The organism is Streptomyces sp. NPDC045026 (assembly GCF_056432625.1).
In genome coordinates this window covers 310,106-322,719 of sequence record NZ_JBWKIS010000001.1, presented here as the reverse complement: position 1 = coordinate 322,719, position 12,614 = coordinate 310,106, and the positions used below count along the sequence as shown (strand labels likewise).

Annotated in this window: 12 protein-coding genes; 7 read left to right on the top strand and 5 right to left on the bottom strand. The window is 71.4% G+C overall.

Going from position 1 to position 12,614, the window contains the following annotated elements; translation table 11 throughout:
• The first annotated feature begins 193 nt into the window (after nucleotides 1–193).
• Nucleotides 194–1,015, top strand: coding sequence for an endo alpha-1,4 polygalactosaminidase (locus AC07EJ_RS01455; protein WP_478883494.1), 822 nt, complete (start codon nucleotides 194–196; stop codon nucleotides 1,013–1,015).
• Here the strand turns inward: AC07EJ_RS01455 and AC07EJ_RS01450 are convergent.
• From AC07EJ_RS01450 to AC07EJ_RS01440, 3 genes are all read right to left on the bottom strand, one after another.
• On the bottom strand, nucleotides 994–1,794 hold the full coding sequence (locus AC07EJ_RS01450) for a 4'-phosphopantetheinyl transferase family protein (protein ID WP_478883493.1): 801 nt from the start codon (nucleotides 1,792–1,794) through the stop codon (nucleotides 994–996). The two genes, AC07EJ_RS01455 and AC07EJ_RS01450, sit on opposite strands and share 22 nt — an antisense overlap.
• 145 nt (nucleotides 1,795–1,939) lie before the next feature.
• Entirely contained in the window at nucleotides 1,940–2,644 is a 705-nt protein-coding gene (locus tag AC07EJ_RS01445; RefSeq protein ID WP_478883661.1) for a ribonuclease H family protein, read from the bottom strand.
• Between the two features lie 76 nt (nucleotides 2,645–2,720).
• On the bottom strand, nucleotides 2,721–3,323 hold the full coding sequence (locus tag AC07EJ_RS01440; protein ID WP_389478856.1) for a TetR/AcrR family transcriptional regulator: 603 nt from the start codon (nucleotides 3,321–3,323) through the stop codon (nucleotides 2,721–2,723).
• Between the two features lie 150 nt (nucleotides 3,324–3,473).
• On the opposite strand from AC07EJ_RS01440, the gene AC07EJ_RS01435 reads away from it, so the two are divergent.
• The 4 genes from AC07EJ_RS01435 (at nucleotide 3,474) to AC07EJ_RS01420 (ending at nucleotide 9,237) form a co-directional block, all read left to right on the top strand.
• Nucleotides 3,474–4,895 carry a purine-cytosine permease family protein gene (locus tag AC07EJ_RS01435; RefSeq protein WP_389478855.1) on the top strand — a complete coding sequence of 474 codons (1,422 nt, stop codon included), beginning with the start codon at nucleotides 3,474–3,476 and terminating at the stop codon, nucleotides 4,893–4,895.
• A gap of 123 nt (nucleotides 4,896–5,018) precedes the next feature.
• Nucleotides 5,019–6,671, top strand: coding sequence for an amidohydrolase (locus tag AC07EJ_RS01430; RefSeq protein ID WP_389478854.1), 1,653 nt, complete (start codon nucleotides 5,019–5,021; stop codon nucleotides 6,669–6,671).
• 237 nt (nucleotides 6,672–6,908) lie between these two features.
• Nucleotides 6,909–7,919, top strand: coding sequence for a hypothetical protein (locus tag AC07EJ_RS01425; protein WP_478883660.1), 1,011 nt, complete (start codon nucleotides 6,909–6,911; stop codon nucleotides 7,917–7,919).
• A gap of 472 nt (nucleotides 7,920–8,391) precedes the next feature.
• Complete coding sequence (locus AC07EJ_RS01420; RefSeq protein ID WP_389478853.1) at nucleotides 8,392–9,237, top strand: nitroreductase/quinone reductase family protein; 846 nt, start codon at nucleotides 8,392–8,394, stop codon at nucleotides 9,235–9,237.
• A 78-nt stretch (nucleotides 9,238–9,315) separates the two neighbouring features.
• Here AC07EJ_RS01420 and AC07EJ_RS01415 read toward each other — a convergent pair whose 3' ends face one another.
• On the bottom strand, nucleotides 9,316–9,822 hold the full coding sequence (locus AC07EJ_RS01415) for an FBP domain-containing protein (protein ID WP_478883492.1): 507 nt from the start codon (nucleotides 9,820–9,822) through the stop codon (nucleotides 9,316–9,318).
• A 330-nt stretch (nucleotides 9,823–10,152) separates the two neighbouring features.
• Between AC07EJ_RS01415 and AC07EJ_RS01410 the strand changes: the two genes are divergently transcribed.
• Both AC07EJ_RS01410 and AC07EJ_RS01405 read left to right on the top strand, forming a co-directional pair.
• Nucleotides 10,153–11,358, top strand: coding sequence for a cytochrome P450 (locus AC07EJ_RS01410; RefSeq protein ID WP_393581199.1), 1,206 nt, complete (start codon nucleotides 10,153–10,155; stop codon nucleotides 11,356–11,358).
• Nucleotides 11,359–11,458: 100 nt separating this feature from the next.
• Entirely contained in the window at nucleotides 11,459–11,653 is a 195-nt protein-coding gene (locus AC07EJ_RS01405; RefSeq protein ID WP_266570791.1) for a ferredoxin, read from the top strand.
• A gap of 9 nt (nucleotides 11,654–11,662) precedes the next feature.
• Here the strand turns inward: AC07EJ_RS01405 and AC07EJ_RS01400 are convergent, their stop codons facing one another.
• Complete coding sequence (locus AC07EJ_RS01400) at nucleotides 11,663–12,535, bottom strand: universal stress protein (protein ID WP_478883491.1); 873 nt, start codon at nucleotides 12,533–12,535, stop codon at nucleotides 11,663–11,665.
• Nucleotides 12,536–12,614 lie beyond the last annotated feature (79 nt).

The following is a 12,614-nucleotide window of genomic DNA, read 5'->3' as shown; positions in this document are numbered from 1 at the left end:
GGTAGTCGTCGAGCACGGCGCAGCGCAGTCTGGTCAACGCAACTCCCCTGTATGGTCCGGTACGGGAAACACTAATGGCTCCCCGCGGTGGGCCGGGTGACGACCCCCGCCGAGCACACCTGCCGGGTCGACGTTCAGCCAGTTCGAGACCTTGATCACCGCACCCACGTACCTCCATGGGATCAAATGGGGCATGGCGTCACGCGACACGAACGTACTCATCTCTGCCCTGATCACCGTCCTGCTGTCCTCGCTCGTGGCCGGGTGCTCGCCCGATGGCGGGACGGGCGGACGCGGCGGGGACAACTGGAGTCCACCGCCCCGGCACGCGGGTTTCGACTACCAGATCGGTGGCGCCTATCCGCCGGCGAAGGACGTCGGCGTGGTGAGCCGCGACCGGGCGGCGCGGCCCGCCCCCGGCCTGTACAATATCTGCTATGTCAACGCCTTCCAGGCACAGCCCGACGAACGGGACGACTGGCCCGACGACCTGCTGCTGCGCGACCGGAACGGCCGGATCGTCATCGACCGGGACTGGGACGAACCGCTCCTCGACATCGGCACGGCGAAGCAGCGCGAGCGCGTGGCCGCCCGCGTCGGCCCCTGGCTCGACGGTTGCGCCGACCACGGCTTCGACGCCGTCGAACCGGACAACTACGACAGCTACACGCGCTCGAAGGGCCTGCTGAGCGCACAGGACGCGAAGGCATACATGTCGTTGCTGGTGAAGCGCGCACACCGGAACGGGCTCGCCGCCGGCCAGAAGAACACCGCCGAACTGGCCTCCAGCAGCCACCAGTTGGGAGTCGACTTCGCCGTCGCCGAGGAATGCGGCGCCTACGACGAGTGTGGTGTGTACGCGAAAGCCTTCGACGACCGGGTCGTGGTGATCGAGTACACCGACACCGGCCTGCGCAAGGCCTGTCGCGCATTCGGAGAGCGGTTGGACATCGTCCGCAGGGACCACGACGTGGCGGCTCCCGGCAGCAACGGCTATGTGCGCCGCACCTGTTGAGGGCCGTGCGGATACGAGTCGGGCAGGGCGCGCAGGACCGGCGGTGTGGCGTCCCGCAGGGCGACCGCGGCGGCGTGTGTGTCGCGCTGCGGGCCCAGGGCGAGGGAGTGCAGGGACCAGCCGGCGGGGTGGACGGCTCCGCGGCGTGGACGGTCGCCCACGTAGTCGGCGTCCAGGGCGCGTCCCAGGCCGACGCCGACGCCCTTGAGGTAGGCCTCCTTGCGGGACCACACCCGACCGAAGGCCGCAGCGCGCGCCCCGGCCGGGAGCGCGGCCAGATCGGCGCGTTCCGCCGGATGCAGCTCCTTCACCAGGCCGTCCACGGTCCCGGGGTCCGGCACCCGCTCGGCGTCCACGCCGACGGGGCTTCCCGCCACGCCGATCAGGACGAGTCCTTCGCAGTGCGAGAGGGAGAAGTGCAGCGGCGGGCGGGTGCCGGGCAGCGCCGGGCGCCCGTGCGGGCCGCCGCACTGCGGACACGGCTCGCGGGTGAACCGGATGCTCCCCGGCGAGACACCCAGGCAGGCGCCGAGGAGCCGGCGCAGGGAGATGTGCGCGGCCCGGTACAGGGCGCGGTCCGAGCTCCGCACGAAGGCGGCGGCCCGGACGCGCTCGTCGGCGTCGAGAGCGGTGTCGTCCAGTGCGGGCTGCTGCTCCCCGCGCTCGGGCGTCCTGAGCAGCCACAGGGACGGGCGACCGTCCCAGAGACCGGGGGTCGCCGGGACCGCAGAGTCACGGGCGAGATCCGGCTCGGGCGGGCGATCCTGTTCCGGGCTCACGCGGATCAGGGTCGCCGGGACCGCAGGGTCACGGGCGAGATCCGGCTCGGGCGGGCGATCCTGTTCCGGGCTCACGCGGACCCCGCCACCGCTGTACCGCCCGCCATCACCGTGCCGCCCGCCGACCCTCGCGGCCACGACCGGTTCACTCCGCGGCGCCCGCGCCCGTGCGGCATTCCGGGTGACCCCAGCCCTTCGGGTTCTTGGCGATGGGCTCGCCGGCCGCGTAGGACCGGCCGCAGACGCAGCGGCCCGGGAACTTGGCGTTGAGCGTGCGGGTCGAGCCCGTCTTCGACCGGGTCGAGGCCTGCTTGGGCTTCCTCTTCGACGGGCCGGTGACCGTATCGGGTGACGGCGGCGGTTCCGGGGACCCGTAGTCGGTGCCCGCCGGTTCCTGGACGACGGCGGCCTGGCTCGCGGCCCGGTCGGCGAAGTCGTTCAGCCGGTCACCGTCGACCTGGTGCGCGGGGACGTAGCGGAACTCGACGGCGCGCCCTTCGAGCAGCGCGTCGATGCGGGTGACCAGTTCCTGGTTGGCGACCGGCTTGCCCGCCGAGGTCTTCCAGCCGTTGCGCTTCCAGCCGGGCAGCCACGTCGTGACCGCCTTCATCGCGTACTGGGAGTCCATCCGGACCTCGAGCCGCTCGCCCGGGTCCGTGGCGGCGAGGAGGCGCTCCAGGGCGGTGAGCTCCGCGACGTTGTTCGTCGCCGTGCCCAGCGCGCCCGCCTCCCAGCGGACCGGGGTCTCCCCGCCGTCGGCGATGACCCAGGCCCAGCCGGCGGGCCCTGGATTTCCTTTCGACGCCCCGTCACACGCGGCGATTACGCGATCTGCCATGACACCGATCATGCCAGTGCCGGTGAGCGGCGAACGCCGCACCCCGTCGCCCGCCCCCGGCACGTACGCGGTCGCGCACACAGCACCGTCAGGCCCGCTCCACCAGCCGTTCGGCCGCGGACCGCGCCGTGGCGAGTACCGCCGACCGCTCCGCGCCCCGCTGGCCGATCACGATGCGGGTACTCAACCCGTCGAGCAGGGCGAGGAGTTGGGAAGCGCGCTCGGCGGTGTCGAGGGGTGCGAACCGCCCCTGCCTGACCCCCCGGTCCAGCAGGGTCTCCAGGTCCTCCTGCCAGCCCCGGTCCAGCTCGTCCTGGGCCTCGCGCAGCGCCTCGTCGGTGGAGGTGCGGGCCCACAGCTCGATCCACAGCGTCCAGCGCGGGTCGCGCGGGCCGCGCGGCAGGTAGAGCTCGACGAACTGGTCGAGCTTGCGTTCGGCGGTGACGCGCCGGGACAGGAGCGCCCGGCGTTCGTCGGCGAGGCTGCTCTCGCTCCAGCGCAGGGCTTCCAGGAGGAGGCGGTCCTTGCTGCCGAAGTAGTACAGGATGTGGCCGCCGCTGGTGCCCAGGCGCTTGCCGAGCGCCGACATCGTGAGCGATGCCAGCCCGTCCTCGGCAATGGCCGTCATCGCCTCCTCGAGCATCCGCTCCTGGGCGAACTGCCCGTCGCGCCGTCGCGCCGTAGCCGCCACAGCCGCGCCTCCCTGATCCGTGGTCCCGACACCGTGACCCTATCCGGCGATTTCCGCGAGGGGTCTTGACGTACGGGACGAGGAGGCGCATCTTGAATGCCGTTCAAGGAGTTAGAACGATATTCAAGAACAACATTCAAGGACGGCGGGATGACACAGCAGCACACCGAGGAGGCCGGGCCCGCGCAGGCCGGACCGGCGGTCGCCGCCGCCGGCGACGAGGTCTTCCAGGTCGAGACCCACGGCATCGACCCCATCCCCGACGACGAGCGGCACGGCGGCGCGAAGGACCTGTTCTGGCTCTGGTTCGGCTCGAACCTCACCTTCACGTACGTCATCAACGGCGCGCTCGCCGTCTCCTTCGGGCTCTCGTTCTGGCAGGCGACCGCGGCCGTCGTCATCGGCGGCCTGGCGTTCTTCGCGATCAGCGCCGCCGGACTGAGCGGGATCCGCACCGGCACCGCGACCCTGGTGATCTCCCGCGCGCCCTTCGGCATCCGCGGGAACTGGCCCGCCGGTCTGCTCAACTGGATCGTCTCCATCGGCTACACGATCGTGAACACGGTGGTCGGCGCGCTCGCCCTCGAAGCGTTCTGCGCCGACCTCGGCTGGCACGGCTCCACCGCCCGCGCCTTCGCGCTGGCCGTCACGATGGTGCTCACCTTCGCCGTCGCCCTGTGGGGCCACGCCACCGTGCAGTTCGCCGAGCGCTGGATGGCGTACATCCTCGCCGTGGGCTTCGCCGCGCTCCTCGTCTTCCTGATCCCGGGCGCCGACACCGGCGCGTCGAGCGGCGGCGTCCCCGGCGCCTCGGGCTGGAGCCTCGCGTTCGTCGTGATGCTGGCGGGACCCTTCTCGTACGTGCCGATGCCCGCCGACTACACGCGCTACCTGCCGCGCACCACCTCACTGCGGTCGATCACCTGGAGCGGCGCGCTCGGCGGTCTTGTCTCCTCGGTCGCGCTCGGTGTCGCGGGCGTCGCCGCCGCGACCCAGGCCGACATGACGGACGCGGTGGCCGGCACCGAGGGGCTGCTGCCGGGCTGGTTCCAGCCACTCTTCCTGGCCCTGGTGCTCGGCGGCTCGGTCACCAACTCGATCATCACGCTGTACTCGTCGAGCCTGAACCTCCAGGTCCTCGGCATCCCGTGGAGCCGCTCCAAGGCGATCCTCATCAGCGCGGGCGTCACCGTGGCGGGCTCGCTCTACGCCCTGTTCCTCACGGACTTCACCGACTCGCTGCTGTCGTTCCTGTCCCTGCTGATCATCGTGTTCGCACCGTGGGGCGGCGTCTTCCTCGCCGACATGGTGATGCGCCGCTGCCGGTACGACGCTCCGTCCCTGCACTCCGGACGCGACGGCGCCTACTGGTACCGGGGCGGCTACCACCCGGCCGGCGTCGTCGCCCTGCTCGCCGGCATGGTCTTCGCCTCGCTGACCTGCGACTCCGAGCTCTGGACCGGCCCACTCGTCGCCCCGCTCGGCGGCGCCGACCTGACCCTGCTCGGCTCGGTCGTCTCCGCGATCGTGTACTGGGCGCTCGCCCGGCGGACCGTCACGCCCGCCGCCTAGGGCCTCTCGTTTGGATCACGCCGGGCCCGCGGGGTCTGGCACGCACCCTGACCCGGCCTGATCCAAACGAAAGTCCCTGGACCTTCTCCCGAACCACCCGCATCACCACAGGAGATACCCCTCATGTCCCACTCCCCCGCCCCCGCCGACCTCGTCCTGCGCGGCGCGCGCGTCCACACCGTCGACCCGGCGCTGCCCGAGGCGCAGGCGCTCGCCGTGCGCGACGGAAAGATCGTCTGGCTCGGGGCCGACGCGGACGCCGAGGCCTGGACGGGGCCCGGCACCGAGGTCGTCGACGCCGGAGGGAAGCTGGTCCTGCCCGGCTTCATCGACGCGCACAACCACGTACGGCTCGGCTCCGACGACGCCTGCGTCCAGCTGGCCGGCGCCGACACCCTCGACGAGATCCATGACCGGATCCGCGCGTTCCGGGCGGCGCACCCCGAGGCCGCCTGGATCGAGGCGGAGGCGTTCGACTACTCGGCGATCCCCGGCGGCCGCATGCCCACCGCCGCCGACCTCGACCCGGTGACCGGCGACACCCCCGCGTTCGTCCTCAGCTACGACGTGCACACCGCCTGGCTGAACACGGCCGCGCTGCGCCGCCTCGGCATCGACAAGGACCGTACGAGCCTGCCGTTCGGCGAGGCCGCGACCGACCCCGAGACGGGTGAACCCACCGGATTCATCAAGGACTTCGCCGTGAAGGGCCTGTCCCGCGACGGGCACCGCGCGCTCAAGGCGATCGGTGTGCCGTGGGCCTCGGCCGACCGCCAGTACGGGCGCCTCGCCAAGTCCCTCGACGACGCGATCCGCTTCGGCATCACGACCGTCGTCGAACCGCAGAACTCGCTGGACGACCTCGATCTGTTCGAGCGCGCCCGCGCCGAGGGCCGTCTCCGCTCGCGGATCGTGGCCGCGCTCTTCCACCCGCGCGGCACCACCGACGCCGACCTCGACGACTTCGCCGCCGCCGCGGAGCGTCACGCCGACGATCGGCTGCGCGTCGGACCGCTGAAGCTGTACATCGACGACGTCGTCGAGCCGCGCACCGCCGCGCTCCTGGAGCCGTACGCGGGGTGCGGCCACCACCGCGGAGAGACCTTCTACCCGCCGGAGGAGTTCGCGGACCTCCTCGCCAAGCTCGACGCACGCGGCTTCCAGTGCTTCGTCCACGCGACCGGTGACCGCGGCATCCGCACGGTCCTCGACGCCGTCGAGCACGCCCGTACGGTCAACGGTGAGCGGGACGCCCGCCACCAGGTCGTCCATGTCGAATGCCTCGACCCGGCCGACACCGCGCGCTTCGCCGCACTCGGCGTGGTCGCGTGCATGCAGCCCAGGCACTGCGCCCCCGAGGTCGCCGGGCCCGGCAAGGACTGGGCGGAGAACGTCGGCACTGACCGCTGGCACAAGGCCTGGCCGATGCGCAGCCTCCACGAGTCGGGCGCGGTCCTTGCCTTCTCCAGTGACTGGAACGTGGCCGAGATGGACCCCATGGTCGGCATCTACACGGCTGTCACGCGGCGCCCGCTGGCCGGCGGCGAGCCCTGGATGCCCGGCGAGACCGTGGACGTGGAGACCGCGGTGTACGGGTACACGATGGGTTCGGCGTACGCCAACTTCCTTGAGGACGAGCGGGGTTCACTGAGCGTGGGCAAGGCCGCGGACTTCGTGGTCCTGTCCCGGGACATTCTGCGCGCCGCGCCGGAGGACATCCCCGGCACCGTGGCCGAAACCGTCGTGGTGGGCGGCAAGATCGAGCACCGCGCCTGAGAACCCCTCACGGAACCCGCGCACAAAAGGGTCGATTAGGAGGGATAAAGTAGCGCGTCAACCTTCGTCCGCCCGTGACGCCTCAGGAGAACCTACGTGACCTCAGCGACCGCCCCGACCGAAGCGACCGACTCCGCAGCGGACGTCGCATCCGAAGAGGCCGTCCCGGCGCAGGCCGGGCCCGCCGAGGAGAACATCTGGGTGCCGGGCGGGACCCCGGAGGATGCCGCCGGAGAAATGCCGGAGGACACCGCACCGGTCGCCGAGCCGGTCTCCGAGACGGTCGCCGAGGACGCACGCGCCTTCGGTGTCTACGCCCGGACCGGCGGCTGGGCGTTCGCCCTGATGGTGGCGCGCAGTGTGCGTCCCGGCGGGCAGGCGGTGGGTGAGACGCCGAAGATCTCGGCCCGCCGGTTCAGTGAACTGGCGGGCTGCTCGGCGGAGCGCGTCATGCGCTACTACAAGGCCTGGGACAAGGCGGCCGACGACGGACTCGTGCCGCACTTCGAGGCGCTCACCCCGGGCCAGGACGTCGAACTCCCGGACTCCGACGTCTGGTTGACGTACTACTCGTCGCGTTCCATCGCCGTGTCGCCGCGCGGCCACGCGATCTCGGCGGCCGCCGAAGCCGAGGGCATCCGCCCGACCAAGGCCCTGGAGGTCGCCGAGAACCCGACCGCGCTGCGCGCCGCGATCCTCGCCGACCCCGGCACCGCCGAGGCGGCCAGGAAGGCCCTCATGGACCGCCTGCAGGAGGACCCCGCCCTGCGCACGGAGCTGGTCAGGGACATCGTGCGCGCCGACGACCTGAAGAAGGCCGTGGCCGCCGAGGCGAAGGCCGGTGACCGGGTCGAGTACGTGCGTCAGATCGCGGAGAACGGGCAGATCAAGACGCCGGCCGGGCAGAAGATCGAGGCGCCGCGCGAGCTGCGCGAGGAGGCCGAGCGCCACCTCTCCCTGATCGACGAACTGGACGACGGCGAGGAGGCGGGCGAGTGGGCGCGCGAGGCGTACGACAGCGTCCGCGAGCTCGTGACCAAGACCGTCGAGAGCGACCCCGACCTCCGGGTGAAGGAGCGCAGGGCGAAGTTCTACAACAGCCTCCAGAAGGCGACGAAGGTCTTCGAGGAGCTCACCCTCGATGACGCCGAGGACGACGTCTTCGAGGACGACATGCTCAAGCGCCTGGAAGACCTCCAGCAGGCGATCGCGTCCTGCATCACGGCAATCCAGGCCAAGGTCCAGTAGGGCGCACGGACGCCGCGGGGCGCCGACCGCGGCGCCCCGGAAGGGAGACGGAGTCCCCCACCGGAAGATCAGCCGCGTACGAGACGGGAGGAGCCGTGGGGGCATGTGCGCGCGGAGCCACCAGCACCGCGTACAGGCGATTCGGCTGGGCAGCCGGAACCCGTAGAACAGCGAGCACGTACATGCCCCCACGGCCCCGCACCCAAAGACCAACCGGGCGAAACGGCGGCGCACCGGGGAACGCACCGCAGCAGCACACCGACCACCGCCCCCGAGCCCACCCCTAAATCGCATTGCCGCCACACGTGCGCATGAACTAGGGTCTCGCCCCGTGACTGCCGGGTCGGCCTTGGGCCATCAACGAGTAGGGCACCCGGCCTCCGAGTGAGGCCGGGGCGGGCGCGAGGCCCGCCGATCTTCTTTTGCTTCCGCGAACCAGATTTCTCGTATGTCCCGGAGACGAAAGAAGAGAATGCCCAACGATTTCAATCAGCACGTCATCGACGAGTTCCGAGCCCATCGCGGCCGGCTCTCGGGCCCCTTCGAAGGTGGCCGGGTCCTCCTGCTCACCACCACGGGAGCCCGCTCGGGCGCCGCACACACCACGCCCGTCGGATTCCTCCCCGACGGCGGCGAACGCGTCCTGGTGATCGCGTCGGCCGGCGGATCTCCCCGCCATCCGGACTGGTTCCACAATCTGGTGGCCATCCCGCGCGTCTCGGTCGAGGACGGCGTGTTCACCTACGAGGCGGAGGCCGAGGTCCTGACGGGAGCCGAGCGCGACGCCGTGTTCGCCCGGGCGGTCGAACGCGATCCCGGCTGGGCGGAGTACCAGGCGAAGACCTCCCGCGTCATCCCCGTGGTCGCCCTGCGGGCCATCGCCAGCGGGCCGCCGAACGTGACGGGCGCGACGTCATGGGGTGACGGGCTCAAGGCCGTCCACGACGGGATCCGACGTGAACTCGGCCTGATCCGCAAGGAGATCGCCGAGTCGGGTCCGGGTCTCGGCGCCCAGCTCCGCGTCAACTGCCTCACGCTCTGCAAGGGACTGCACAACCATCACGCCGGAGAGGACGCCGCCCTGTTCCCGTTCATCGGCTCACGCCACCCCGAGCTCGGCGCGGTCCTGGAGCTGATGCGCGAGGAGCACGAGCGGATCGCCGCGCTCCTCGCACGACTGCAGGAGACGGTCTCCGCCGACGACACGGACCCCCGCCGGGTGCTCCCCGAGGTGGAGCGGCTCACCGACGAACTGGAACGGCACCTGCTCCACGAGGAGGAGCAGCTGATCCCGCTGCTGGACGCGGCAGCGATGTAAGGCTCCCCGCCAGGACTCCGGTCACGGCAAAAACTCCCGCCCGGGATCCGTCACGAAAGGGCCGCCGACCCCAATGGCTCAAGCGGACTCGGTGATCTTCGCGGTGAAAGCGTCCAGGTTGCCCGTGGCGCGGGCGATCCGCTCGTCGAGCGAGAGCGACTCCTCGTAACGGCCCGCCCTCAGCTTGGGCTGCCGCTTGCCGCGCAGGTAGAGCGAGCAGGCGAGGTCCGCGCAGACGTAGATGCCAACGGTGTTGCCCTCCCGCCCGCGCGCTCCGGCCAGGGGCGCCGCGAGGAGGGCGACGCCGGAGGAGGCGTGCCCGGTCAGGCACACCTGACAGATGCTGGACTTCACGGCGCTGGTCCGGCTCACCGAGGGGACCCGCAGGGTGATGCCGAGGGGCCCGTCGGGGCCGGGCCGCACGAGGTGGGCCCGCAGGGGCGCCCCCGGGTCGATCCAGCCGAGAAAGTCCAGGTCCTCCCAGGGGGGCTCGGCGAAGTCGAGGGGGAGCTTCATACGGGCCGCCTCACCCTTCGTGCAGTTCACGAAGGACGCCCGGATCTGTTTCTCGTTCAGTGGTTCCACGTGCGGCGACGATACCTACCGCCACTCACACAGGCATCCGCATTTCCCTGCGGGCACAACCGGCACGGGCGCGGACGACGGGTCGCGAACAAGCCGCGCCACGCCCGAGGACACCCCATCGACTCCGGCCGTCCGGCACATGCCCCGCCCTCGTCGCCGGCCCGAAGACATGCCCCGACCAGACGGAACGCACCCGTACCCGAACCGGAACAACGGGTTCGGGCCAGATGCCCCTCATGGGCGGACTGGCCTGTCTTCGAGTGGACGACTGGATGCCTGAGGCATCTAATGAAGATCACCAAGGAAGACTCACCGCCTGCGAGGTCAGCCATGACCGTGACACCCCCCACGCCGGACACCGTCGCCTTCCCCCAGGACCGCACGTGTCCCTACCACCCGCCGGCCTCCTACGATCCGCTGCGCTCGGCGCGGCCCCTGTCCCGCGTCTCGCTCTTCGACGGGCGAACCGTGTGGGTGGTCACGGGTCAGTCGGTCGCGCGCGACCTGCTCATCGACCCGCGCCTGTCCACCGACAGGGAGAACCGCGCCTTCCCGATGACGACGAAGCGCCTCGCCCTGTCCCGCAAACGGAGCGTCGCCCTCCTCGGAGTCGACGACCCCGAGCACAACGCCCAGCGCCGCTTGCTGATCCCGAGCTTCACCCTCAAGCGGATCACGGCGCTGCGGCCCCGCATCCAGGAGACGGTGGACCGGCTGCTGGACGCGATGGTCGAGCAGGGACCCCCGGCCGACCTGGTGAGCGCCTTCGCGCTGCCCGTGCCGTCCATGGTGATCTGCTCGCTGCTGGGCGTGCCCTATGCCGATCACGACTTCTTCGAGGAGCAGTCGCGGCGGCTGCTGCGGGGGCCGGACGTGTCGGACACGGAGGCCGCGCGCGAGCAACTCGACGCGTACTTGGGCTCGTTGATCGACCGCAAGCGGCGTGAGCCGGGTGACGGGCTGCTCGACGAGCTCATCCACCGCGGGCCGGACGAGAAGGAGATCGACCGCGAGGAGCTGGTCAGCCTCGCCACGATCCTGCTGATCGCGGGGCACGAGACCACGGCGAACATGATCTCGCTCGGCACGTTCACCCTGCTCCAGCACCCGGACCAGCTGGAGGAGCTGCGCTCCGCCGACTCCTTGCTGCCCGCCGCGGTCGAGGAACTCCTGCGCTTCCTGTCCATCGCCGACGGCATCCTGCGCGTCGCCACCGAGGACATCGAGGTCGCGGGCGAGACCATCCGGCCGGACGACGGGGTCATCTTCTCCACGTCGCTCATCAACCGCGACGGCGACAGCTTCACGGCCCCCGACTCCCTCGACTGGCACCGGCCCACGCGCCACCACCTCGCGTTCGGCTACGGGGTCCATCAGTGCCTGGGGCAGAACCTGGCGCGGGCCGAGATGGAGATCGCGCTGCGGTCGCTGTTCACGCGGATGCCGGGGCTGCGTCTCGCGGCGCCTGCAGAGGAGATCCCGTTCAAGCCGGGCGACACGATCCAGGGCATGCTGGAACTCCCGGTCACATGGTGACCCCCGAACCGTGAGAACCGACTCCTGAAAACCGACCCCTGAGAACCGGCTGAGAACCGACCCCGAGTACCGAACCCGAGCCGTGAGAGAGGCGCAGACCGTGCGGATCCGGATCGACAAGGACAGCTGTGTGGGCGCGGGCATGTGCGCACTGACGGCGCCGAACGTGTTCACGCAGGACGACGACGGCTTCAGCGAGGTGCTGGAGGGTCGCGACGACGGCGCCGGTGACCCGCTGGCGCGGGAGGCGGCCCGCGCCTGTCCGGTGCGGGCCATCACCGTCGCCGACGACTGAGGCCGGCACTCAGGCGGGCGGCACCACGGCCACCGGGCAGGGCGCGTGGTGCAGCACGGCATGCGCGACGGACCCGATCCGGGACCCGACGGCCGAGCGGCGGGCGCGGCGGCCCACGACCACCAGCTGGGCCCTTGCGACCGACGCGAGAAGTACCTGGCCGGCGCTGCCGATCTCGACGTGCTCCACCACCGGCACGTCGGGATACCGCGCGCGCAGCGGTTCGAGCGCCTCGCCGAGTGCCTTCTTCTCGTACGGCTCCATGCCGCCGGCCTCGTCGAGCAGCTTCAGCGAGGCGGGGCTGTACGCGTACACGGGCGGGAGTGTCCATGCGCGTACGGCCTTGAGGGTCGCGCCGCGGGCGGACGCGGTGGCGAAGGCGAACTCGAGGACCGCGCGGCTGTCCTCGGGCTCGCCCTCCTGGCCGACGACGATCTCGCGGCCCGCCGCCTCGGATTCGGCGCGGTCATCGGCCCTGACCAGGACGACGGGCCGCGCGGACCCGGCGATGACCTGCTGCCCGACCGAGCCGAGCAGGAAGCCGACGAGCGCGCCGTGTCCCCGGGAGCCGAGGACGAGGAACTCCGCGTCGGCCGCGGCACCGAGGAGCGCGGGGACGGCGTCGCCGGACGGGGACTCGGCCGTCACGGACAGCTGGGGGTGGCCGCTCGCCACGGCACGCACGGCCTCCTCTGCCACACTTGTGGCCCACTCCGCCTGCGCCGCGACATCGGGCGCGGATGCCGCCACGTCCGGCACCGGGGACCAGGCGTGCAGCAGGCGCAGCGCGTATCCACGCCGGACCGCTTCACGCGCCGCCCAAGCCGTCGCGGCCGAGCTCTGGGGCGATCCGTCCACTCCCGCGGTGATCCAGCGGTCCATGCGCCTGCCTCTCCGTCACTGATCGAGTCCCGATCAGTGTGCGTCAGCGGGACGGACGACACGTCGGGACGCCGGACAC

What these genes read in the sequence shown, in the direction of transcription:
- AC07EJ_RS01455 (WP_478883494.1), top strand. Translation starts at nt 194, where the DNA reads ATGGCGTCACGCGACACGAACGTACTCATCTCTGCCCTGATCACCGTC.
- AC07EJ_RS01435 (WP_389478855.1), top strand. Translation starts at nt 3,474, where the DNA reads ATGACACAGCAGCACACCGAGGAGGCCGGGCCCGCGCAGGCCGGACCG.
- AC07EJ_RS01445 (WP_478883661.1), bottom strand. Translation starts at nt 2,644, where the DNA reads ATGATCGGTGTCATGGCAGATCGCGTAATCGCCGCGTGTGACGGGGCG.
- AC07EJ_RS01425 (WP_478883660.1), top strand. Translation starts at nt 6,909, where the DNA reads ATGCCGGAGGACACCGCACCGGTCGCCGAGCCGGTCTCCGAGACGGTC.
- AC07EJ_RS01400 (WP_478883491.1), bottom strand. Translation starts at nt 12,535, where the DNA reads ATGGACCGCTGGATCACCGCGGGAGTGGACGGATCGCCCCAGAGCTCG.
- AC07EJ_RS01410 (WP_393581199.1), top strand. Translation starts at nt 10,153, where the DNA reads ATGACCGTGACACCCCCCACGCCGGACACCGTCGCCTTCCCCCAGGAC.
- AC07EJ_RS01420 (WP_389478853.1), top strand. Translation starts at nt 8,392, where the DNA reads ATGCCCAACGATTTCAATCAGCACGTCATCGACGAGTTCCGAGCCCAT.
- AC07EJ_RS01430 (WP_389478854.1), top strand. Translation starts at nt 5,019, where the DNA reads ATGTCCCACTCCCCCGCCCCCGCCGACCTCGTCCTGCGCGGCGCGCGC.